The organism is Leifsonia shinshuensis (genome assembly GCF_022606355.1).
GTDB classification, from domain to species: domain Bacteria; phylum Actinomycetota; class Actinomycetes; order Actinomycetales; family Microbacteriaceae; genus Leifsonia; species Leifsonia shinshuensis_B.
The window spans coordinates 1,255,453-1,277,387 of the sequence record NZ_JAHHZQ010000001.1; the positions used below are offsets into that span (position 1 = coordinate 1,255,453).

General features: G+C 70.6%; 25 protein-coding genes. 12 read left to right on the forward strand and 13 right to left on the reverse strand.

Going from position 1 to position 21,935, the window contains the following annotated elements:
* Positions 1–8: 8 nt before the first annotated feature.
* From KNO15_RS06000 to galU, 3 genes are all read right to left on the reverse strand, one after another.
* A complete protein-coding gene (locus KNO15_RS06000; RefSeq protein WP_241702504.1) occupies positions 9–1,103 on the reverse strand; it encodes a hypothetical protein in 1,095 nt (364 codons plus the stop codon).
* A 71-nt stretch (positions 1,104–1,174) separates the two neighbouring features.
* Positions 1,175–1,837, reverse strand: a complete 663-nt coding sequence (locus KNO15_RS06005; protein ID WP_241702505.1) for a GNAT family N-acetyltransferase — start codon at positions 1,835–1,837, stop codon at positions 1,175–1,177.
* A 57-nt stretch (positions 1,838–1,894) separates the two neighbouring features.
* Positions 1,895–2,842, reverse strand: coding sequence for a UTP--glucose-1-phosphate uridylyltransferase GalU (galU, locus tag KNO15_RS06010; RefSeq protein WP_241702506.1), 948 nt, complete (start codon positions 2,840–2,842; stop codon positions 1,895–1,897).
* A gap of 58 nt (positions 2,843–2,900) precedes the next feature.
* On the opposite strand from galU, the gene KNO15_RS06015 reads away from it, so the two are divergent.
* Genes KNO15_RS06015 through mscL form a run of 3 tightly spaced genes read left to right on the forward strand, consistent with a single transcriptional unit; the run spans position 2,901 to position 4,360 of the window.
* Positions 2,901–3,485, forward strand: a complete 585-nt coding sequence (locus KNO15_RS06015) for a 5-formyltetrahydrofolate cyclo-ligase (protein WP_241702507.1) — start codon at positions 2,901–2,903, stop codon at positions 3,483–3,485.
* A 37-nt stretch (positions 3,486–3,522) separates the two neighbouring features.
* Complete coding sequence (locus tag KNO15_RS06020) at positions 3,523–3,873, forward strand: FmdB family zinc ribbon protein (protein ID WP_241702508.1); 351 nt, start codon at positions 3,523–3,525, stop codon at positions 3,871–3,873.
* 43 nt (positions 3,874–3,916) lie between these two features.
* The gene (mscL, locus tag KNO15_RS06025; RefSeq protein ID WP_241702509.1) at positions 3,917–4,360 is read left to right on the forward strand and encodes a large conductance mechanosensitive channel protein MscL; all 444 of its coding nucleotides are present in this window, start codon (positions 3,917–3,919) and stop codon (positions 4,358–4,360) included.
* Positions 4,361–4,378: 18 nt separating this feature from the next.
* On the opposite strand, the gene KNO15_RS06030 is transcribed toward mscL, so the two are convergent.
* The 6 genes from KNO15_RS06030 to KNO15_RS06055 form a co-directional block, all read right to left on the reverse strand.
* Complete coding sequence (locus tag KNO15_RS06030; protein WP_241702510.1) at positions 4,379–4,801, reverse strand: type II toxin-antitoxin system PemK/MazF family toxin; 423 nt, start codon at positions 4,799–4,801, stop codon at positions 4,379–4,381.
* Positions 4,738–4,962 (reverse strand): antitoxin, encoded by a 225-nt coding sequence (locus KNO15_RS06035; protein WP_241702511.1) that lies wholly within the window; start codon positions 4,960–4,962, stop codon positions 4,738–4,740. The genes KNO15_RS06030 and KNO15_RS06035 overlap by 64 nt, the downstream gene beginning before the upstream one ends.
* Positions 4,963–5,004: 42 nt before the next feature.
* Positions 5,005–5,178, reverse strand: a complete 174-nt coding sequence (locus KNO15_RS06040; protein WP_241702512.1) for a hypothetical protein — start codon at positions 5,176–5,178, stop codon at positions 5,005–5,007.
* Positions 5,179–5,260: 82 nt separating this feature from the next.
* Complete coding sequence (locus KNO15_RS06045; RefSeq protein ID WP_241702513.1) at positions 5,261–8,983, reverse strand: AAA family ATPase; 3,723 nt, start codon at positions 8,981–8,983, stop codon at positions 5,261–5,263.
* A 92-nt stretch (positions 8,984–9,075) separates the two neighbouring features.
* Complete coding sequence (locus tag KNO15_RS06050; RefSeq protein ID WP_241702514.1) at positions 9,076–10,374, reverse strand: MFS transporter; 1,299 nt, start codon at positions 10,372–10,374, stop codon at positions 9,076–9,078.
* Positions 10,371–10,991 carry an ArsR/SmtB family transcription factor gene (locus tag KNO15_RS06055; protein ID WP_241702515.1) on the reverse strand — a complete coding sequence of 207 codons (621 nt, stop codon included), beginning with the start codon at positions 10,989–10,991 and terminating at the stop codon, positions 10,371–10,373. Before KNO15_RS06055 ends, KNO15_RS06050 begins: the two co-directional genes overlap by 4 nt.
* Before the next feature lie 93 nt (positions 10,992–11,084).
* Between KNO15_RS06055 and KNO15_RS06060 the strand changes: the two genes are divergently transcribed.
* The 3 genes from KNO15_RS06060 (at position 11,085) to KNO15_RS06070 (ending at position 14,677) form a co-directional block, all read left to right on the forward strand.
* Positions 11,085–12,530, forward strand: coding sequence for an MDR family MFS transporter (locus KNO15_RS06060; RefSeq protein ID WP_241702516.1), 1,446 nt, complete (start codon positions 11,085–11,087; stop codon positions 12,528–12,530).
* A 127-nt stretch (positions 12,531–12,657) separates the two neighbouring features.
* Positions 12,658–13,419: a FadR/GntR family transcriptional regulator gene (locus tag KNO15_RS06065; protein ID WP_241702517.1), complete on the forward strand. Its 762-nt coding sequence runs from the start codon at positions 12,658–12,660 to the stop codon at positions 13,417–13,419.
* A gap of 10 nt (positions 13,420–13,429) precedes the next feature.
* Positions 13,430–14,677, forward strand: coding sequence for an alpha-hydroxy acid oxidase (locus tag KNO15_RS06070; RefSeq protein WP_241702518.1), 1,248 nt, complete (start codon positions 13,430–13,432; stop codon positions 14,675–14,677).
* A gap of 193 nt (positions 14,678–14,870) precedes the next feature.
* On the opposite strand, the gene KNO15_RS06075 is transcribed toward KNO15_RS06070, so the two are convergent.
* On the reverse strand, positions 14,871–15,497 hold the full coding sequence (locus KNO15_RS06075) for a class I SAM-dependent methyltransferase (RefSeq protein ID WP_241702519.1): 627 nt from the start codon (positions 15,495–15,497) through the stop codon (positions 14,871–14,873).
* A gap of 271 nt (positions 15,498–15,768) precedes the next feature.
* Here KNO15_RS06075 and KNO15_RS06080 point away from each other — a divergent pair, with 271 nt between their 5' ends.
* Both KNO15_RS06080 and KNO15_RS06085 read left to right on the forward strand, forming a co-directional pair.
* Complete coding sequence (locus tag KNO15_RS06080; protein ID WP_241702520.1) at positions 15,769–16,599, forward strand: DsbA family protein; 831 nt, start codon at positions 15,769–15,771, stop codon at positions 16,597–16,599.
* A 132-nt stretch (positions 16,600–16,731) separates the two neighbouring features.
* Positions 16,732–17,058: a hypothetical protein gene (locus tag KNO15_RS06085; RefSeq protein WP_241702521.1), complete on the forward strand. Its 327-nt coding sequence runs from the start codon at positions 16,732–16,734 to the stop codon at positions 17,056–17,058.
* Positions 17,059–17,061: 3 nt separating this feature from the next.
* Here KNO15_RS06085 and KNO15_RS06090 read toward each other — a convergent pair whose 3' ends face one another.
* Positions 17,062–17,673, reverse strand: a complete 612-nt coding sequence (locus KNO15_RS06090; protein WP_241702522.1) for a TetR/AcrR family transcriptional regulator — start codon at positions 17,671–17,673, stop codon at positions 17,062–17,064.
* 155 nt (positions 17,674–17,828) lie between these two features.
* On the opposite strand from KNO15_RS06090, the gene KNO15_RS06095 reads away from it, so the two are divergent.
* Genes KNO15_RS06095 through KNO15_RS06105 form a run of 3 tightly spaced genes read left to right on the forward strand, consistent with a single transcriptional unit; the run spans position 17,829 to position 19,671 of the window.
* Positions 17,829–18,425, forward strand: coding sequence for a DUF6230 family protein (locus tag KNO15_RS06095; RefSeq protein WP_241702523.1), 597 nt, complete (start codon positions 17,829–17,831; stop codon positions 18,423–18,425).
* On the forward strand, positions 18,416–18,937 hold the full coding sequence (locus KNO15_RS06100; protein WP_241702524.1) for a DUF6114 domain-containing protein: 522 nt from the start codon (positions 18,416–18,418) through the stop codon (positions 18,935–18,937). The genes KNO15_RS06095 and KNO15_RS06100 overlap by 10 nt, the downstream gene beginning before the upstream one ends.
* Positions 18,934–19,671 (forward strand): hypothetical protein, encoded by a 738-nt coding sequence (locus KNO15_RS06105; protein ID WP_241702525.1) that lies wholly within the window; start codon positions 18,934–18,936, stop codon positions 19,669–19,671. Before KNO15_RS06100 ends, KNO15_RS06105 begins: the two co-directional genes overlap by 4 nt.
* Before the next feature lie 48 nt (positions 19,672–19,719).
* Here the strand turns inward: KNO15_RS06105 and KNO15_RS06110 are convergent, their stop codons facing one another.
* On the reverse strand, positions 19,720–20,322 hold the full coding sequence (locus KNO15_RS06110) for a J-domain-containing protein (protein WP_241702526.1): 603 nt from the start codon (positions 20,320–20,322) through the stop codon (positions 19,720–19,722).
* A 130-nt stretch (positions 20,323–20,452) separates the two neighbouring features.
* Between KNO15_RS06110 and KNO15_RS06115 the strand changes: the two genes are divergently transcribed.
* The gene (locus KNO15_RS06115; RefSeq protein ID WP_241702527.1) at positions 20,453–21,535 is read left to right on the forward strand and encodes an epoxide hydrolase family protein; all 1,083 of its coding nucleotides are present in this window, start codon (positions 20,453–20,455) and stop codon (positions 21,533–21,535) included.
* A 185-nt stretch (positions 21,536–21,720) separates the two neighbouring features.
* Here KNO15_RS06115 and KNO15_RS06120 read toward each other — a convergent pair whose 3' ends face one another.
* Positions 21,721–21,927 (reverse strand): cold-shock protein, encoded by a 207-nt coding sequence (locus KNO15_RS06120; RefSeq protein ID WP_208039866.1) that lies wholly within the window; start codon positions 21,925–21,927, stop codon positions 21,721–21,723.
* Between the last annotated feature and the right edge of the window lie 8 nt (positions 21,928–21,935).

Consider the following 21,935-nt stretch of genomic DNA (forward strand, 5'->3'; position numbering starts at 1 on the left):
AGGCGGGCTCAGCTGGCCGCGCGACGACGACGGAGGACGGCATCCAGGTCGAGTGCCCCGTCGTCGACGGAACCCACGATCCCCATCCCGGCGTAGACGCTCGGCACGGCCTCCTCGACGGCGACGGGGCGGGCAGGCGCAGAGGCAGACGCAGACGCGACCGCCGGTGCGGGCGCTGCGACCGGGTGGAGTCGCACGGGCGCAGGGACCGCCGGCGCGGCCTCCGCCACCGCCGTGGCCTTGCGCTCGAAGTCGGCGCGGGCGGACGCACGGCGCAGCTCGGCCGCGGCGTCCACCGAGGCCATCGCCGCGGCGGCGACGGTTCCGGGCGACAGGTGCAGCGGCTTCGGCAGCGGGCGCGGCGTCCAGCTCTGGCGCAGCGCCTCCTGCACGGGGAGATCGTGCTTGGCGTCGTCGTAGAGGGCTGGCGACGCGGGAGCGGCGGGCACGAACGGGACGGGCGCGACGGTGGCGCGAGCGGACCGCGACAGTCTGCCGAGCATGCCGAGAGCGGCCAGGGCGACGACCACCGACACCACGGGAAGCAGCCAGGCGCCCGAGGCCAACAGCAGAGCGGCGCCGACGGCGACGCCGACGAGGCTCGCCACCAGCAGCAGAGTGCACAGCGCCCGAGAACGGCGGAGGCGTCGGCGACGGCGTGGGGACAGCTGCGGGCGTGCGCTCGCCACGGCGAGCGCGCTCGCCCGCTGGGCCGCCGCCGCGCGGGACGCGCGCTCCAGGGCGATGGCCTGTGCCGCCGCGCGCTCGGCCTCCTCGGCCGCGTGCCTGCGCTCCTCTGCGATGGCCTGCTCGCGCCGCGCGTGCGCCGCCGCCTCTGCTCGTGCGGTCGCGAGCCTGCGCTCCTCCGCCTTGCGGAGGATCCTCTGCTGTTCGGCGACCGTCTTCGCGGTGGCCTCCATGCGGACTTCGTCCGGAAGCTCACTCGTCTCGGCCAGGATCCGCAGCGTCTGCTGCAGCCGAACGGCGTTCCGCTCCGTCGCCAGGTACTCCCGGCGACGCAGCCACACCGGGACGAGATAGGCGAGCCAGAGGGCGGCCGCGATGGCGACGATCACCCCACCGCCCATCACATCCCCAGTCATGCCTCTACGGTAGGGGTCGACGGCTCGGCGCCCCGGTCAGAGGCCGGGTGTGTCACCGATGAAGAGGACTCTCAGTGTCTCCGGGCGATCGGCAGGGGGATCGCTGCGGCAGCACGATCCTCCGCCGTCACGGCGGCGGCCTCGGTCGGCGCCTCGCCGTCGAGCCAGCGCCGCAGCACCCCCTGGTTCAACTCCTCGGACACCAGCCCGAAGCAGTAGTGGTCGCGCCAGTCGCCGTTGATGTGGATGTACCGGCGCCGCAAGCCCTCATAGCGGAAGCCGAGTTTCTCCACGACCCGGAGGCTCGGGCCGTTCTCCGGCCGGATGCAGATCTCCATGCGGTGCAGCCCGAGCTGGTAGAAGCAGTAGTCCGTCGCGAGCGCCACCGCGGTCGGCGTGATGTTGCGCCCCGCGAACTCCTCGGCGATCCAATAGCCGATGGTGGCGCTCGACAGCGAGCCGTAGGTCACCGACGAGACGTTGAGCTGGCCGGCCAGGCGACCGTCGTACTCGACGATGAACGGGAGGCCGTGCCCGGCGCGCGCGTTCGCGAGCAGGGAGCGGATGCTCGCGCGCGTGTCGAACGATCCCGGCGCGTACGGGCTGGTGGCCTCCCACTGCCGCAGCCACGTGCGGTTGTCGAGCAGCGATCGCTCGAGCGCGCGAGCGTCCCTCAGGCGGATCGGCCGCAGCCCGATGCGTCCCTCGCTCAGCGTGGGGATGACGAACGCCACACCGTCCTCCTTCTGCGACGACCGTTCGCCGCAGATACGACCGTAGCGGTAAACGGACTAGATGGCGTCAGTCGTGTCGGCGGGCATCTCGTCGAGGATCTCCCGCGGCTCGTCGGCGAGGCCGTCGGCGAACTCGCGCAGCCACGGCCGCAGTTCCGGGCCGAGGTCTTCGCGGTCGACCGCCAGCTGCACGATCGCCTTGATGTAGTCGAGGCGGTCGCCGGTGTCGTAGCGGCGGCCTCGGAAGACGACACCGTACACGCCGCCCGTCCAGTCCGGGGCTTCCGCCATCGACTGGAGCGCGTCGGTGAGCTGGATCTCGCCTCCCCGGCCCGGCTCGGTGCGCTCGAGCACGTCGAACACCTCGGGACGCAGCACGTACCGGCCGATGACGGCGTAGTTGGACGGCGCGTGCTCGGCGTCGGGCTTCTCGACGAGGCCCGTGATGCGTACAACATCGTCGTCGCCGGTCTCTTCGATGGCGGCGGCGCCGTACAGGTGGATGGCCTCGCTGGGGACCTCCATCAGTGCGACCACCGTGGCGTTGTACTTCTGCTGCACCTCGAGCATGTGCTGGAGCAGGTCGTCGCGGGAGTCGATGATGTCGTCGCCCAGGAGGACGGCGAACGGTTCGCGGCCGACGTGCATCTTGGCCCGCAGCACCGCGTGGCCGAGCCCCTTGGGGTCGCCCTGGCGCACATAGTGCAGATCGGCGAGAGACGTGGAGTAGTTGACCTTCTCGAGACGGTCGGTGTCGCCCTTCTTCTCGAGCGTGTCCTCGAGTTCGGCGTTGCGGTCGAAGTGGTTCTCGAGCGCGTTCTTGTTGCGCCCCGTGATCATCAGGACGTCGTTGAGGCCCGCGCTCACCGCCTCTTCGACTACGTACTGGATGGCCGGCTTGTCGACGACCGGCAGCATCTCCTTCGGCATGGCCTTGGTGGCCGGGAGGAACCGGGTGCCGAGGCCTGCTGCCGGGATCACTGCTTTCGTCACATTGGTAGCCATGCCGCTACAGTATCCGCATTTGCCCGGCCCTCCAGGCTGGATCTTCTAGGATTGACCCATGGACACGGACACTGCCGCCCATCGCAAGCGCGCACTGCGCGCCGAGCTCCGCGAGCGGCGGCAGAACCTCACGAGCACGGAACGGCAGGCCGCGACCGTTGGAATCACCCGCAACTTGATCGACCTCGCGACGGACCTCTCCGCGCGCTCCGTCGCCTGCTATCTCTCCACCACGATCGAGCCCGACACACGTCCGTTCGTCGGCTGGGCGGTCGGCCACGACATCCGCGTGCTGCTCCCGGTCTCGCGCGAGGACGGGCTCCTCGACTGGACCACGGGCGACGGCGAGACCGAGGTCGAAGGGCTCTTCGGCATGCCGGAGGCCGTCGGCGAACTGCTCGGTCCGATCGCCATCAACGACGTCGACCTCATCCTGGTGCCCGCCGCGGCCGTCGACGCCGGCGGCATGCGCATGGGCTGGGGACGCGGCTATTTCGACAAGACGCTCGGGAGCATGGAAAAATGTCCCCCGGTGTACGCCGTCGTCTTCGACGGCGAGCTGGTGAGCGAAGTCCCCCGGGAACGACACGACCAGCCCGTCGACGGCGCGGTCACGCCCACCCGCATCGTCGAATTCTCCTGAACGGCGCCGCGGACCACCCCGAACGACACGGAAGACCATGCCCACCTACTCCTACTCGTGCCGCGACTGCGGCCACGCCTTCGACATCCACCAGGCCTTCACCGACGACGCACTGACGGTCTGCCCGAACTGCGGCGGAACACTGCGCAAGGTGTTCGGCACCGTCGGCGTGACGTTCAACGGCTCCGGGTTCTACCGCACCGACTCGCGCGGTGGTACGAAGACAGGGGGAGGCTCGTCGTCGGGGCCGAGCTCGGCGTCGCCCGCCTCGGGGTCGCCGACCTCGGGGTCGTCGTCGTCCGGGTCGTCTTCCTCGGGGTCGTCTTCGTCGTCCGGGTCGTCGTCCTCTTCTTCTACTTCTTCCTCCTCCTCGGGCTCCGCAGCCTGACACCAGCACCACCAGCCCCAGTCACCTGGCGAAAGGACCGGTCATGCTCAAAGGCTTCAGGGAGTTCATCCTCCGCGGGAACGTGATCGACCTGGCGGTCGCCGTGGTCATCGGTGCCGCGTTCACGGCGGTCGTCACGTCGATCGTGACGAATATCTTCAACCCGCTGATCAGCCTCTTCTTCAAGGCGAAATCGCTGGACGACGCTCTCGTGTTCACCGTCGGCGACTCGGTGTTCAAGTTCGGGGCGGTGATCGGTGCGATCATCACGTTCCTCGTGGTCGCGGCCGTCGTCTACTTCGTCTTCGTCTACCCGCTCAACAAAGTGAAGGAGCGAGCAGAGCGCCTCCGCGAGAAGGGCGTCGTCGAACCCGACGCCCCGATCACCGAGCTCGACCTGCTCACCGAGATCCGCGATCTCCTGCAGGCCCAGCAGGCACCGCCCTCGGTCCCGGGCGCCGGCAGGCACGCCGACCCGCTGCCGTAGCGGGGAGGTCGGAGCGCACTACAGCGAGAGGTGAAACCTGAGCGCGTCGTCGACCTGGTGCAGGATCCACCCCGGCGTCACGCCCAGGGCTCGGGTGATGCGGGGGAACCCGATGGCGCGCACCTGCTCGGCCTGGACCTTCGATGGGGTCCGCAGCCCCATCTGTGCAAGGTCGTCCGGATCACCGACCTCCACCTGAAAGTCCACGTGGACATTCGAGACGTTCGAGGTCACGGGAACGCAGGTGATGACACCACGCGAACGCTTCGTGACCGCCGCGTTCACACCTGCAGAGCTGACGATGATGCACGGGCGCAGCTTGCCTGCCTCACCGTCGACGACTGGATCCAGCAAGACCTCGACGACATCACCACGCCTCACTCGGACAGCCCATCGCTCGCGGTGCTGTCCCAGAGCGCCTCCTCGCCCGAGTTCTCCCACTCGTCGAACGCCTGTGCGTATGCGTCCTCGGCATCGAGCTCGCGCTGAACGCGGAGAAGTCGGTGGATGGCCGCGGACCGGTTGCCTCGCATATCGGCCGCGATTTTGTCCAGGTAGACGAGATCGTCGTCGGAGAGACTCACACTCAGCTTCACGGTCATACTCCGATGCTACCAGAGTGCTACTTTTCCCGCCTCGAGCCGTCACCAGTGCGGCGGCACATCCCGTCGCAGCTGCTCGTCGTTCGACGACCACGCCCCCTCTTCGCGGTCGCGTTCCGGCAGGCGCGGGGTCGGGTCGGCGCCGGGTACTCCCTCGCGCCGCACGCGGCGCGGCCTGCGCGCGGGCCGCTCGTCGTCCTGTCGCTGCTGGCTCACCCTTCCAGGCTAGGCGCAGATTCGGCGCAAATGTGCCGTAAGTCGGCTCCAGAGAGCACATTCGGCGCAAATGTGCGGGCGCTCACAGCTCCGGAAGCGTGATCGGCGCCGTCTCGGTGTCGGCCTCCGAGATGCCGATGAGGCGCGCGATCCGTCCGGCCACCGCATCCGGGTCGGCGAACAGCTCGAAGCTGTGCACGCGGAGGTAGTGCCAGCCGAGGCGGCGCAGCACGTCGGGTCGGAGCCGGAGCGACTCGCGGAGGCTGCCCTTGTTCACGTCCTCGTCGGTCTCGACGACCACCGCGCGGCCCTCGTTCGACGCGACCAGGGTGAGCTTGCCGCGGTAGCCGACCTGCACGTCCAGGCCCCGGCGGGCGAGACGCTTGGCGAGGTCGAGGATCATCGGGTCCGCGTCGGGGCTGAGGTACTCGGGCACGGCGGCCTGCAGCTGGTCGGCCTCGCCCAGCACCTGGGCGAGCGCGGCGATCCCGTGCCTCATGCGCGATTCGTCGATGTCGTCAGGCCGGAAGCACGAGACGATGTCCATCCCGCGGCGGGCGCGCGTCATTCCGACGGCGAGGAGGCGGTCGCCTCCCGGCTCGGCCAGCGCTCCGAAGTTCGACAGCAGCCGGCCGTGCGGAGTGCGGCCGTAGCCGATCGAGAAGACGGCTCGGTCGCGGCTCTGGCCGACCGACTGCTCCAGGGTCACGACGGTGAACGGCTCCGGGCGGTCGCCCAGGATGAAGTCGGCGAGCTCGGTGCGCTTCGCGAACGCCGCCAGGACGGCCTGGTTCACGCGCACCGCATGGCGCTCGCTGGCGGTGATCACCATCAGCGACTCGCGCGGCCGCTCGGTGGCGTGGCGCAGGACGAGCTCGACCACCTTCGCCACCTCGGCGTCGGTGCTCTCCACGGCCCCGGTGTCGCTGTCGGGCATGCCCTGACCGCCGGTCACGTAGTGGAGCGCGAGGCTGCCGTGCCCGAGGTAGGTTCCGGCCCACGGCAGGGAGTCGATGTTGCCGCCGTAGAAGCGCCGGTTGACGAGTTCGGCGAGGTCTTCTCCGCCCGCGCGGTAGCTGCGCGCCAGCGTGTAGACCGGGAGGAGCTCGGACAGGCGGGCGAGCGCGGAGTCGGCGTGGAGCGCGTCCACGTCCGCGGCCTCCACCGTCGTCCCGTACTCGTGCACTCCGGTGTCGAAGCGCGAAGGCGTCTGCGTGACCGGGTCGCCGAAGGCCACCACCTGGCGCGCGCGCCGCAGCACAGGGACGTTCTCGGCGAGGCTGGAGGCGCCGGCGTCGATCAGCACGACCGCGTCGAACGCGACGTCCGCGTCGATCGACGGGACCTCGTAGGGCGAGACCAGCCAGACCGGGGCCAGCGGGCGCGCCAGGTGCGGCGCAGCCGCGTTCAGCGAGGCAGCCGTCGGCGTGGTCGTCGTCAGCAGCTTCTTGAGCGCCTTCGCCTCGTCGGGCCAGTCGACGATGCCGATCTTCCAGGTCTCGGCGAGCATCCACGCGAGCTGCTTGCCGGTCGCGGAGGCGTGGGCTTCGTCCACGAGCCGGAAGTCGGCCTCCAGGCGGTCGAGCACGCTCGTGTTCGCGCTCAGCAGCGCACGGTCTCCGGCGAGCAGGGCCTCCAGCACGGACTGCCACCAGGCGAGCTCGAGCTCGGCGCTGACCTGGGTCTCCGGCACGTGGCGAACGGACAGGTCGGACAGCAGCGGATCGAGCCCGCACTCCCGCAGCTGCCCGAGCAGGGCTGTGCGCTCCTGGAGGTTGGCGAGAACCTCCGACTCGGCGGCGAGACCGGCGACCTGGCGGGTCAGCTCCTCGATGGGCAGCGCGGCGAGCGACTGCGGCGTTCCGGTGCGGCGCAGCGGGATGTCGAGACGGGCGAGGTCCTCCGCGACGCGCTGGTACGCCACCTGCACGTCGGCGATGCCGACCGGCACCTCCGGCACGACACCTGCGACGGCGAAGCGGTTCCAGAGGATGCGCTGCTGCTGGATGCGGCGCAGGCTCTCGTTGAGGTCGGTCACGTGCACACCCGGGCGCACGTACTCCAGGGCGAGCTTGCGCAGCCGGCGGCGGTTCGTGCCCGACATCGTCGGCGACTCGCGGCGCGACGAGGTGGCTGCGATGAGCTCGGAGATCGAACGGTCGAAGACGGCGGGCGTGAAGCGGTCGAGCGTCTCCCGGACGTCGAGCAGCAGGCGCAGGTAGACACCGAGCTCGGCGATGGACTCGAAGGGCCGCATCCTGGTCTGGCCGATGAGTGCGCGTGCCCGCTCGATGAGTCGCGGCAGCTCTGCCCGGCTGAGCTTCTTGGCGAGGTCGTGGGCGGCCTTGCCCTCCTCGGTCGTCGCGAACGATGCGCCGTACCAGGGCGAGTCGCTCGGGCCGTAGCGGAACTCGCCCAGGCGGGCGGCCCGGATCAGGGCGTCGGCCGCGGCGTCCCGACCGGACGCGAGCGCCTCGATGGAGGCCCGGCTGAGGCGTGCGGTGGTCGCCGGCGGAGTCGGCAGCAAAGCGAGCCGGGAGAGCTCGCGCAGCGCGTCGAGCACGGAGACGTGCAGCACCGGGTCGCGGCGCGCGAGTGCCGCGCGATAGTCGAGAAGCACCTTGCGGAGCCGCACCAGCGCGTCGTCGACGTCGGTGACGCGAGGCTGCTCCGCCTTCTCGTTGCGCCCGATCGACTGGATCAGGTCGCGGCGCAGGCTGCGCGGCGTGACTGCGACGCCGGGCAGCCCGACCTTCGCGAAGCGCTGGGCGATGTCGTCGAGGCTCGAGCGCCGCGGCCCGACCACGAGCACGCGCTTGTGCTGCGCGACCAGTGCGCCGACGGCGTTGACGACCGTCTGCGTGCCACCGGTGCCCGGGAGGGTCTTCACGACGATCGAGTTGCCGGCAGAGATCTGCGCGACGACGTTCTCCTGCTCCTCGTCGGCATCGAGCAGCAGGGAGTCGGTGGCCGGCGGGCGCTCGTCCTGACGGATCGGGTCGGCCGGGCTGAAGGCGCTCTCGATCGTGGTGCGCGCCGTCGGGTTGCCCGCGAGCGCGTCGAGCAGCGGCGTGTCGAGGTCTTCCGCCTCCGCACGCAAGGCCGGTGCGACGTCGACGAACGACGAGACCACCAGGCGCGGCTGCACGTTGAACCACGGCAGGTGGGAGGTGAGCCCGCGCAGCCGGTCGATCACGGGCTGCGGCTTGAACGCGCCATTGTCGAGCGCGAGCGCCACGAACGCGTCCGCGTCGAGGGTGATCTGGAACTGCTCGGACAGCGCGCGGGCCAGCTCGGGGTTCAGGAACGGCTGACCCTTGAGCTTCACCTCGAAGTCACGGCCGTAGCGCCGGATCGCCAGAGGACGCAGCAGGATCGGCGCCAGGAACTCGTCGGAGCCGTGACGCCACTGCGCCAACCCGATCGCCAGGTGGACGGACTCGATGCCGCGCACGGAACGCAGCTCGATGCCCTTGGCTGTGATGGCGTTCGCCGCCGCGCGGGCGGTACGCAGCGCGAGCTCGTCGCGGATGAGGCTGGAGAGCAGCGTGCTCTGCCCGGTGATGAACTGCGGGAGGCCGCCGGGGTGCGTGGTGCTGAGCTCGATGCGCGTGCGCGGGCTGTCCTCGAAGTGCAGCAGGGGCGATTGGCCGCCGATCGCCGCGATCTCCTCACGCCAGCGCGCCCACACGTGGTCGGCGATGTTGCCGGCGACGACGCCGGGTTCGCCGAGGCTCAGGGTGTGCGGAGAGGTCGTGTTGGACGCCGGGCGCAGCGCGTCGCCCTCTGGCACGTCGGACGTCATCTCGTCGTCCTCGCTCTTCCTATCCAGTCGCCACACACCGACACCCTACGTGCCTCACGGCGAAACGCCTGGCAATCTGCCCGGGTTTCGCGTCAACTCGCGGGTCGGCCGACGTCGGCGGCCGAATCGGTCACCCCGTCGTTCGCGCCCTCCCCGGCATCCCGTGCTCCCGCCTTCGCCGCCCCGAGGAACACCAGCGCGAGCACACCGCACAGCAGGTAGAGCGACGCCTGCGCGTCGAGGACCCGCACCGTGCCGACCGATTCGGCGATGAGACCGGCGACCAGGAGGCCGACGCCCTGCGCCGCACCGGAGAGCGTCATGACGGCGGCGATCACGCGCCCGAGCGCGGCGCGCGGTGTGACTGTCTGGACGAGCGTGATCTCCCCCGTCGCCGTCGCCACGGCGGGGAGTCCCATCGCGATGAACAGGCCGGCGTAGACCCACACCGACGTCGTGACCGGTGCCAGGTTCCAGGTCAGCAGCGAGAGCGCCCCGAACACCAGGTAGCCACCGCCGATCAGCCAGCGCGGAGCGAACCGGCGGATCAGCACGCCGGTGAGCAGCCCACCGAGCACTCCGCCGATCGCCTGGACGCCGCGCAGGAGGCCGACCTCCGTATCGTTCGCGCCGAGGTCCTGCGTGACATACACGATGAACAGGACCAGGAACACGCCCTGAGCGACGCTGCCCAGCACGGCGATCGCCGCGATCGTGCGCAGCTCGCGGCTGCGGACGATCGTCGCGATGCCCTCCACCCACTCGCGCAGCAGGCGCCGCTCGGCGGCGGGCGCCGACTCCGTGCCGGGCGCGGGGGCGACCGCCGGCAGCGGGCGGGTGAAGGCGACGAGCAGGGCCGTCACGCCGAAGCTCACCGCGTCTACGATCACCACCCCGGGCAGCCCGCCCACCGCGAACGCGAGACCGCCGAGCGGTGAGCCGACGAGCCGTGCGAGGTTGTCGGCGATGGCCAGCAGGGCATTGCCCCGACCGAGCTCGTCCGGCTTCAGGAGGCGCGGCACCATCGACTGCCTGGCCGGGTTGATCATGGCGCCGAGGCAAGCCTGCACGGCCGCCACCGCGTAGACGACGCCCATGCGGTCGGGGCTGGCCGCCAGCAGCGGGAGGAGCGCGACGCCCTGGATCAGCGCGACGACGATCATCGTGCGCCGCGGGTCCCAGCGGTCGACGAGCACGCCGAGGAACGTGCCGGCGAGCAGCATCGGGATGAGCTCGGCCAGGAACACGGCGGAGGCGCCCAGCGCCGAGCCCGTCGCCGAGAAGGCGAACAGCGGGAGGGCGATCATCAGCAGCCAGTCACCGGTGTCGGAGACCAGGCCGGCCGTCCAGACGAGCGCGTAGTCGCGCCGGAGGAGCGGGGAGCGGCTCATGATCCGCTCACCCCTTGCGGCGGCACCCCGTCCGGGTGCAGGAACGCGCTGAGGCTGAGGGCGACCACCGCGCTGTCGTCCGGGGCGTCGTCGCGGGTGAGCCCGATGTACGGGCGGATGAGCGCATCCAGCCGGTCACCCAGCTCACGCAGCTCGTCAGGGCTGATCCGCAGGGCGTAGCCCGCGAGGATGCTCGCCTCTCGCCAGGCGGGCGGGACGCTGTCACGCTGGGCGATCGCGCGGTGCAGCCGGGCGGCCTCTTCGTCGATCTGGCGGTCGGCGAAGAAGCGCTCGACCGTGTCCTCCCCGAGCTGGACGCCGGGGTCGTCCGTGCGTCCGAGCTGGAGGCCCGTGGCCGTCGACTGCCACGGCCGTTCGCGCCCGTCCTCGGCGTCCACCCGCTCGACCAGGCCGAAGCGTGCGAGTGCGCGCAGGTGGTAGCTGCAGTTGGAGGGCGTCGAGCCCACGGCATCGGCGCACTCGCTGGCGGTGCGTGCCCCGAACGACATGAGGTGGTCGAGCAGCGCGAGCCGCAACGGGTGGGCCAGCGCGCGCAGCGCGCGCGGATCGGTGACCGTGCGCCGGTCCTCCGGGCGTGCGCCAGATGTGAAAGACATGTTTCAGATTGTGCGCCGCACTTTCTTTCACGTCAAGCGGACTCTTTCGCCCGGATCGGGAATGCCCCGGCCGCGCTCCGGTTGTTGACAGGGATGAACGAGATCACCCGAGCCAGCGTGGGCTTCCGCTCCGAGCGCGGCCCCATCCTGATCGCCCTGATGCTGACGACCGGTCTCGTCGCGATCGATGCGACGATCCTCGCGACCGCCGTGCCCTCGATCGTGAGCGACCTCGGCGGCTTCGCGCAGTTCCCCTGGCTCTTCTCGATCTACCTGCTCGCCCAGGCGGTCTCCGTCCCCGTCTACGCCAAGCTGTCCGACACCGTCGGCCGCAAGCCGATCGTCCTGGCGGGCATCGGTCTGTTCTTCGTGGGCTCGATCCTGTGCGGCTTCGCATGGTCGATGCCCGCGCTGATCGCCTTCCGCGCGCTGCAGGGGCTCGGCGCCGGCGCGATCCAGCCGATGTCGATGACGATCGCCGGCGACATCTACACGGTCGCCGAGCGCGCGAAGACACAGGGCTACCTCGCGAGCGTGTGGGCGATCTCCTCGGTTGTCGGGCCGACGCTGGGCGGACTGTTCTCGCAGTTCCTGTCGTGGCGGTGGATCTTCTTCGTCAACGTGCCGCTGTGCATCCTGGCCGCGTGGATGCTGATCCGCGCGTTCCACGAGAACATCGAACGCAAGCCGCACCGCATCGACTACGCCGGGTCGGCGCTGCTCACGGCCGGGATGTCGCTGCTCATCCTCGCGGTGCTCGAGGGCGGCCAGGCCTGGGCCTGGAACTCAGTGTGGAGCGTCGGCGCGTTCGTGCTCGGCGGCCTCCTGCTCGTCGCGTTCGCGCTCGTGGAGCGGAAGGCGGCAGAGCCGGTGCTGCCGCTGTGGGTCTTCTCCCGCCGGCTGCTGGTCACGACCACACTGGTCTCGCTGGGCATCGGCGCCATCCTGATCGGCCTCACCTCCTACGTGCCGACCTACCTGGAGTCGACGATCGGCGTGCCCCCTCTCGTCTCGGGTCTCGCGGTCGCCGCGCTGACCCTCGGCTGGCCGCTCGCCGCGAGCGTCTCCGGGCGCTTCTATCTGCGGATCGGCTTCCGCAACACCGCGCTGCTCGGCACGGGCATCGCCATCATCGGCACGATCGTCCTGGCCGCCACCAGCGTCACCCCGAGCGTGCTGTTCGTGGCGGTGAGCTGCTTCATCGTGGGACTCGGGATGGGGCTCGTCGCGACACCGACGCTGATCGCCGCCCAGTCGAGCGTCTCGTGGAGCGAGCGCGGCGTCGTCACCGGCACCAACATGTTCGCCCGCTCCATCGGCAGCGCGGTCGGCGTCGCGGTGTTCGGCGCGATCGCGAACGCCATCATCCTGTCGGCCGCCGGCGGCGCGCACTCCCCCGCCGCCGTGCAGAGCGCCTCGACCGCCGTCTTCGTCTCCGTCGCCGTCGTCGCCGTGCTCACGATCGTGGCCGGCCTGCTCATGCCGCGCTCGCGCGTGGAGGACGTGGAGCTCGGCCGCGCCGCCTCCGTCGCCGACTGACTCCACCCCACGCGATCCGCCTCGCCTGACGGGGAAGGCCATGATACCGTGTGGTCTGACCACATGGTCCGACCACACGGTCTGACCACACGGTCGGACCATACGAGACGATGCGCGAGGAGACGGCGTGGACACCGAGCCGAAGGCGTGGGAGAGCGTGCTCGCCCGCATCGAGGAGCGCCTCGTCGACGGCCGGCTGCGGCCGGGCGACCACCTGCCGCCCGAGCGCGCCCTCTCGGCCGAGTTCGGCGTCGCACGCTCCAGCGTCCGCGAGGCGGTGCGCGTGCTGGAGGCCATGGGCCTGATCCGCACGCAGACCGGATCCGGGCCGAGCTCCGGAGCCATCATCATCGCCCGGCCGCTCGGCGGGATGCAGTCCCTGATGCGCCTCCAGGTGGCCGCGAGCGGCTTCCCCGTCGCCGACGTGGTGAGCACACGTCTGCTGCTGGAGACCTCCGTCGCCGGCGAACTGGCCGAGCGCGGGCCGAACGTCGACCTCGCCGACGCACGGCACCTCCTCGACGCCATGGACGACCCGACACTGACGGCCGCGGAGTTCCTGGCGCTCGACGCGCAGTTCCACCTCGCGCTCGCCGAAGCGGCGGGCAACGCCGTCGTCGCGACGACGATGGCCGGCCTCCGCAGCTCGATCGAGGGCTACGTGCTCGCCGGCGCTCGGCGCCTCCCCGACTGGGAGGCCATGGCCGCACGCCTGCGCGCCGAGCACCGCGGCCTGATCGCCGCGATCGACGCGGGCGACCCGGCGGCGGCGCGCTCCCGCGTCCACGACCACATCAGCGGCTACTACCGCGACGCCGCGCCGGATGCACCCGGCACCGCGACCCCGTCGCGCCCCCTGTCCCCCTCCCTCTCCACCGACGCACGTTAGGCACACGAACATGGTCACCCGCCAACTCCCCAAGCCCGCAGAGCTCCTCGAGCTGATGTCGTTCAAGAAGCCGGAGCTCGATGCGAAGAAGCGCCGGCTGAGCGCCGCCCTCACCATCGAAGACCTGCGCACCATCGCGAAGCGCCGCACGCCGAAGGCCGCGTTCGACTACACGGAGGGCGCGGCGGAGGGCGAGCTCTCGCTCGCGCGCGCCCGCCAGGCATTCCAGGACATCGAGTTCCACCCGTCGATCCTGCGCGACGTCTCCACTGTCGACACCTCCTGCGAGATCTGGGGAGGCCCCTCGGCGATGCCGTTCGGGATCGCGCCGACGGGCTTCACCCGCCTGATGCAGACCGAGGGCGAAGTCGCCGGGGCGGGCGCGGCCGGCGCCGCGGGCATCCCGTTCACGCTGTCGACACTGGGCACGACCTCCATCGAGGGCGTCAAAGCCGCCAACCCGACCGGCCGCAACTGGTTCCAGCTGTACGTGATGCGCGACCGCGAGATCTCCTACGAGCTCGTCCGCCGGGCGGCGGCCAACGGCTTCGACACCCTGTTCTTCACGGTCGACACCCCGGTCGCCGGCGCCCGGCTGCGCGACAAGCGCAACGGCTTCTCGATCCCCCCGCAGCTCACGCTCGGCACCGTGCTCAACGCGATCCCCCGGCCGTGGTGGTGGTACGACTTCCTCACGACGCCCAAGCTGGAGTTCGCCTCGCTGTCCTCGACCGGCGGCACCGTCGGCGAGCTGCTCGACGCGGCGATGGACCCCTCGATCAGCTTCGCCGACCTGGACGTCATCCGGAGCATGTGGCCGGGCAAGATCGTCGTCAAGGGGGTGCAGAACGTCGAAGACTCGCGCACGCTCGTCGACCTCGGCGTCGACGGCATCGTGCTCTCCAACCACGGCGGCCGCCAGCTCGACAGGGCGCCCATCCCCTTCCACCTGCTGCCGCGGGTCGTGGAGGCCGTGGGCGACCGCACGGAGGTCGCGATCGACACCGGCATCATGAACGGCGCCGACATCGTGGCCGCGTACGCGCTCGGCGCGAAGTTCACCCTGATCGGCCGCGCCTACCTCTACGGCCTGATGGCGGGAGGCCGCGCCGGCGTCGACCGCACCATCCAGATCCTCGGCGACCAGGTCGTGCGCACCATGAAGCTGCTCGAGGTGCCGACCCTGGCCGACCTCACGCCCGCGCACGTCACCCAGCTGCGTCGGCTCGTGCCCGTCGGGGAGGCGGTGCGGGTCTGACGCGCACCGCCCGCGGTATCCAACCGGCTGGGCACGCCGCCTCCACCTGACGGGAGGCGGCGTGCCCCGTCGGCTGGATGGGCGTCAGCGGATGGCTCCGCTGTTCGCGCGCGTCAGCGGATGGCTTCGCCGTCGACGTTCGTCGCGCGCCCGCGTCGACTGCGGTCGACGGGTACGGTCGTAGGTCGCAGCGTCACTCCGGCGCCGTCGCGAGGAAGACGAACTCGTTGTACATGAACGACTTCCCCGCCGCGCGGGGCAGCGGAAAGCTGTAGTGCCGCACCGGCGAGAGTCCGGTCTTGCGGCACAGCGCGTCGAGCGCGTCGAAGTCCGTGAAGGTCACGTGCGTGGCGTCGCTGGCGAAGCCGCGCTCCTGGGGGGTGATGAAGCACACGGTTCCGCCGGGGGCGACGTACGGCAGGTAGGTCTGCACCAGCCCGACCGCGTACTCGGGCGACACGTGCTCGATGACATGGGCGAACAACAGGGAATCGAACGCACCCGGGACGGCGTACCCGCTCGTCGGGAATTCGTCGCTCGTGAACGCGGTGAGCCCCCTCCCCCGGGCGATGGCGATGGACTCGGCGTTGTGGTCGACACCGACGCTGTCGTTCTCGAGGTGCGCGAGGTTGCGCCCCAGACCCGACCCGATGTCCAGGACGCGACCGAGTTTCAGGTGCCGCACGTTCCAGCGGTAGGGGGCCTGGACGTTGAGCACCCTGCGCCACTTGGACCGGTCGAGCCTGGCCAGCCGGGCCGCGTACTCCGCGCCCGCCGTCTCCGACCCGGTGCTCCGTGCGCTGGAGTCGTCCACGGTCATCGTGCACTCTCGATGCTCATCACGGGACCCACGGTAGCCGGGTGTCCCGAACAACCCAAGTCTTTTGCGCGACTCCGCACGCTCGGCCCGCGATCGACCTGCGCATTATGCAGTCGCGCCACAGCGCATCCAAAGGAAAAGACCCATACGCTTGTCCCGGAGACTTGTCCACCTCGGAAACGGAATGACCTGAATGGCTGCTACAGGCAGAGGCGCTACCACCCCCACGAAGAACGACCGTCGCGCCGAAGCGCGCGAGACAGCGCGGAGGATGCGCGAAGAGGCCGCCAAGAAGGCCAAGCGTCGCAAGGTCATCGTGCAGAGCTCGGTGATCGTCGGCATCATCGCCGTCCTCACGATCGTGGGCGTCGTGATCTTCACCAGCGTGAGCGCGTCCAACAACGTCGCCAACCCCAAGAACATGCTGAGCGGTGGAATCCTGCTCACGAAGTCGGACAAGGCCGTCACCACTCCCGCGATCGCGCAGGGCGCCAAGCCCACGCCGACGACGCAGACCCTCGACGGCAAGACCGCGCACATCCAGATCTGGCTCGACTACCAGTGCCCCATCTGCGACCAGTTCGAGACCACGAACTCCGCCCAGATGAAGCAGTGGATGTCGGAGGGCGCCGCGACGCTCGAGGTCCACCCCGTCGCCATCCTCGACTCCCCGACGAACAACCAGTACTCGACCCGGGCCGGTGCGGCCGCGTCGTGCGTGGCCAACTACGAGCCCGACAAGTTCTTCGACGTCAACAGTGCTCTGTTCGCCAACCAGCCGGACGAACAGACCGGATCGGGACTCACGAACGCCAAGATGCTCGAACTGTTCAAGGGCGCCGGCGCGAGTTCGTCGGCGATCACGACGTGCGTGAACGACCAGACCTTCGCCAAGTTCGTCACCAACCGGACCACCGAGGCCGTGTCGAACTCGCAGCTCAAGAACCCGCAGAACGGCAGCTTCGGCACCCCGACGGTGTTCGTCAACGGCGAGCGCTACCAGGGCAGCGTCAGTGACGCGTCCCAGTTCGCCGCGTTCGTCCAGGCTGCCGTGAAGGACGCCGGCTCGAGCGGCACCTACTCCTTCCCGAAGGCGAGCTGACCGGCTCTCCCTTCGACCCGTCCCTTCGACACTGAGGCGTCGCCGCGATCGTTCGCGACGACGCCTCTCGTCTTCTGCCGTACCGCCCCTCGGGTGTACGTTCGGCGCGAAAGCGCAGGTGAGGAGACGAGCATGGACCGCATCCCGGAGGACGGCGCCGACGACCCGGCCATCGGCGACTCCGACGCCGGAGACACCGCCGGCTGGGTCGACCCCGGCGACGGCGAGGTCGACTACGCACTGGACGACCCGATCGCGGAGGCCGACTTCGCCGACGAGCTGGTCACCACCGACGGCGTCGCAGGCGAGACCGTCTGGGACGGCCCCGGCGACGGCAACGACGGCCCGACCGGGGGCAATCAGCGCGAAGCCGAGCCCGACTACGACGAGCACGACCCGGAAGGCGATCCGGACGACGGCGTCCTGACCCAGGACGACCTCGACGAAGAGGGGATCTGAGGCTCAGGGCCGGCCGCGCCCGCCGTCCGCCGGCACCGCGGCGACGACGCCGTCCGCGCTGCGCTCGAGGAAGTCGACGATGCTCTCCGACGGCAGGTCGGTGCCGATCGCGCTCGCGACCAGCACGTCCTCCGCGAACGCGATCCAGGAGCGCAGCCCGATGTGCAGCATCGGCTCGTCGGCCGCGCCCAGCTCGAGGAACACCGCGATGATGCGCTCGGCCTGCTCCGCCCTGGCCTCCTCGACCACGGCCCTGACCTCCCTATCGCCGCTCGCGACGCCTCGGACCAGCGAATAGAACGTGCCGCTGTGGTCGCGGACGAACGCGACGATGCGTGCCAGCGTGTCGCGCAAGCGCTCGCGCGGCGGCAGCTCGGGGATCGGCTCCGTCGCGCGCAGCATGCTGTCGCGCGCGGTGCGCACGACCTCCGTGTGCAGCCCCTGCTTGGAGCCGAAGTAGTGGAACAGCAGCGCTCGCGAGACGCCCGCCTGCGCCGACAGCTCCTCGATGGTCAGCGAGTCGAGGGGGTGATCGGCGAGGTGTACGACACCCAGCGCGACCAGCTGCGCCCGGCGCTCGTCCGGAGTCAGGCGAGTGCGCCGGTCGGTGTCCATGCGTCGAGCGTACTAGGGCGCGTCCCGCCCGCTGTGTGGCCGGAACGGTCGGTCCGTCCTCCATTCGGCCGACTATTGACACCTCGTCAATAGCGTCTACTCTCTCAGTGGGAACGACCGCACCGTCGCTGTCAAGCCCCCGAACAGGAGGATCGATGAAGTTCCGCAAGCTCGCCGGCTCGCACGCCGGACGCATCGTGCTCGCCGCAGTGCCCGTCGCCGTGGTGTCCACCCTGCTCATGACCGGAGTCGCCCAAGGTGCCGTGCCCGTCTCGTTCGCGGTCTCCGGCAGCCAGTTCCAGATCAGCGCCTCCAAGCTCGACGGCACCGGCTTCTCGCAGTACGCCGGTGTCGCCCCCGACACCGCGGGCAAGCAGCACCAGGTCGCGATCGCCAACATCAAGTCCGCGACGCTCGCCGACCTCTGCCAGTCCGTCGTCACCGACACTCCGCTCGGCAAGGTCGGGATGCTGATCACCGCCGGCGGCGGGGGCAACCCGGCCAGCGCCTCCGACCTGCAGATCGGGATGACCGACCTGGCCGGCGACTCCGAGTTCCACAACATCCGGATCGGCGTCGACGCCTCGACCGTGAACACCGCGGCCAAGGGCTCGCCCGGCGACTTCGCCCAGGACGCCGACACCGTGACGATCACGCACCTGCAGCAGACCGCGTGGAGCACACAGGCCTCGGTCTTCACGCTCACCGGCATGCACGTGCAGCTGACGGACGGATCGAAGGGATGCTTCTGAGTCGCCCGGCCGCGCACGCGGCGACGGCGATGGACGACGCGCCGACGCGACGGGAGCGGTTCCGCTCCTGGCGACGGCAGCGCCCGTTCGTCGGCGGCCTGCTGACGGCGCTCGGCGGCGTGGAGATGTTCTTCTCCGGTCAACTCGACCTGGGTCGCATCCACGTGCAGCTCGGCATCGAGGGACTGCAGGCGACGATCATCCCGGTGCTGCTGGTGCTGCTCGGCGTGCTCGCGATCGCGATGCCGGCGCACCGGATCTTCTACGGCGTGATCGCGCTCGCTGTCGCGGTGTACTCGCTCGTCGGTGTCAATCTCGGCGGCTTCTTCATCGGGATGCTGCTGAGCTCGATCGGTGGAGTGCTCACCGTGGCGCGGATGCCGCGGGCACGCGCGCAGGAGTCCTCGGAGGCATCAGGAGCTGAGCCGGCGGGAGCAGGCGCCGACCAGGCGTCGGCGTCGGCGGCGGAGCCGACGTCGGAGGCGGAGCCGTGGCCGGAGAGGGACGCGTGAAGCGCGGTACGAGCGCGACCGGCGGCGCGCTCGTCGCCGGCCTGGTGCTCGCGGGCGCGCTCTCGGGCATCGGCGCCGTGCCGGAGCCGAGCCGGGCCGCGAACGCCACGGCGGCCCTCGCGTCGCTCTGCATCCCGATCTTCACCTCGTGCAGCACCCCGACACCGACCCCCACTCCGTCGCCGTCGTCGCCGGGTTCTCCGCTGCCCGGACTGCCGCTTCCCGGTCTCCCCGCGCCGACGACCCCGGGCGCAGGCACCGGCAGCGGCAGCGGCAGCGCGCCGGCGCCCGCTCCCGCCCCGGCCGGTCCGGACGCCTCGGCCCCCGTCTTCACCCAGCCGCCCGCCCAGCTCGGCAGCCGGTCGCTGTCGTTCACCGGACTCCAGGGCATCAGCGTCGTGACCGTGCCCCTCGCGGACGGCAGCCGGATCCCCGTGCTCAAGATCTCGGCGGACACGATCACGATCCAGGGCTTCAGTCTCACCGTGCGCAAGCAGACCGGGCCGTCGCTCGCCACGACCGCCGACACGATGACGCTGAGCGGCCACGTGCAGGTCTACCTCGACTCCGTCACTGCGACCGGACCGGACGGCAAGTCGCTGACGCTCGGAGCGGCGACTCCTCCCCCGAACGACGGACTGCCCGCGCAGTTGCTGCGGGTGACGCTCGGCCTCGTCGGCGCGACCGCCGACTCGATCACCTACTCGAACACCAAGCAGCACCTCTCCGAGTGATGCCCCTCGCGCATCCAGGTGGGGCGGGGTGGGCGCGGGGATGAGGGGTCAGGGATGGCGGCGGCGCAGGCGTCGGCGCTCGCGACGGCTGAGAGCGGCCAGCGCCTCCGACTCCGCGCGGCGCTCGGCCTCGGCCTCCCGCGAACGGGCTTCGCGGCGCTCGGCCCAGCGGGCGACCTCCTCGTCGACGTCGCGGGTCGGGGTCACGACGGGCGGGCCGCCCTGCAACTGGCGGCGGGCGTCGATGATGCGCCGGTTGTAGTCGGCGAGGTGCTCGCGGACGGCACGTTCGGAGCCGAGGCGGTCGAGCGTGGCCTCGAGCTCCGAGTGCTCGGTGCGCAGCGTGAGCGCCGGAGGCCCGAGGCCGGTGAGCTTCTCGCGCTCGATCTTGCGGCGGATCCACCAGTCCGGGTCGTGCGTGCCCGTCAGCCCCGGGAGCGGCTTGCCCGCGCCGGGGAGATCGTCGAAGTCGCCGCGGCGGATCGCCTGCTGGATGGCGTTCTCGATCACGTGGGCGCGCTGGTCCATCGTCGGCCGGCCGGCGTCGGCCCCCTCGACCTCTTCGCCGCGGGCCCGCGCCTCCCGATCGAGACGGTAGCGTGCAGCCTCGACCCGGGCGTCCGGTTCGGGTCGCGAGCGCTTGTCGGCCATGCCGCCAGCGTACGCTGCGCAGAGGGCGGCCGAGGGGCACGCAAACGCCCCTAAACCAGCGTTTTAGGGGCGCTTGCGTGCCCCTCGGTCGGCTCTGGGCGGTGTCGGCGGGGGGAAGTAGCTTGAACGCATGGAGCCTTTTCGCATTGCGGTGCCCGACGACGTCCTCGACGATCTGCACCGCAGGCTCGTAGCAACCATCCTGCCCGAGAAGACTCCCGGCCCCGACTGGTCCAACGGCATCCCGCCGGAGGTGCTCGGCTCGTTGGTCGGCCGGTGGCTCGACGGCTACTCCTGGCGGGAGGCCGAGCGCCGGCTCAACCGCTTCGATCAGGTGCGCGTCACGATCGACGGCTGCGACGTGCACGCGGTCGTCGCGCGGGGCCGAACGACCGGGAGGCTTCCGATCGTGGTCACGCACGGCTGGCCCTACTCGTTCGCCTCGATGCTGTCACTGGTCGACGCCCTCGATGGCGAGCTCGACGTCATCGTCCCTTCGCTGCCCGGCTACGGGTTCTCTGGCGTGCTGCCCACCGCGTTCTCGTCGGCGGCCATCGCCGATCGTTGGAACGCGCTGATGACCTCCGAGCTCGGCTACGAGCGCTACCTGACCTACGGGGAGGACGTGGGCGCGGGCGTGAGCGACTGGCTGGCCGGCGCGCATCCCGCCGCCGCAGGGATCATCGCGAGCCACGCGTCGTTCTCGGCGCGGAGCCGCCCCGGGATCGAGCTCGACGAGACCGAGCGCGCATTCCTCGCGACCGTGGGGTCGTCGACCGAGTCCGGCTACGCCCACCAGCAGGGCACGCGCCCCGACACGCTCGCGGCGGCGCTGATCGATTCGCCGAGCGGCCTGCTCGCCTGGATCGCCGAAAAGGTCGCCGCGTGGAGCGACGGCGACGGACTGGCGTCGTTCGATCCCGGCGACATCCTGACCAATGTGATGGTCTACTGGGTAACCCGCTCGATCGGCACGAGCTTCCGCGCGTACAGTGAGCCGCCCGCCGGGGACGACCTCCACCCGATCATCGAGGTGCCCGCGAGCATCGTCGTGCAGACGCACGAGGGCGCCTACCCGCGCTCGCTCGCCGAGAAGAGCTACTCCGACATCCGCTCCTTCGAGCGGTTGCCGCACGGCGGCCATTTCACCGCTTGGGAGAACCCGGCCGCGATCGCGTCAGCCGTCCTCGCTCTCGAGGAGGTCGCGCGCTGAACAGCGCTCGCCCGCCCCGTTGACAAATGCCTGCACCCGAATACCGTGAGCGGCAGGCAACCGGATGGCAGGCCGGACCGCATGGGGGCGGACGGCAGTACTGCATTCCCGGTGGGTGATGCCCGGCTCATCAGGTGAGTCGGGCGCCGCCCGGCTTCAGCCGTGACGGCGCCCGACCTCCGCGCTCAGAGGGTGCGGATGTTGGAGGCCTGCATCCCCTTCGGACCCTGAGTCAGGTCGTATTCGACCTTCTGGTTCTCGTCGAGGGAGCGGTAGCCGCCCTGCGACTGGATCTCGCTGAAGTGGGCGAAGACGTCGGCGCTGCCGTCATCCGGGGCGATGAACCCGTACCCCTTCTCCGCGTTGAACCATTTGACGGTGCCTGTAGCCATCGTTTCTT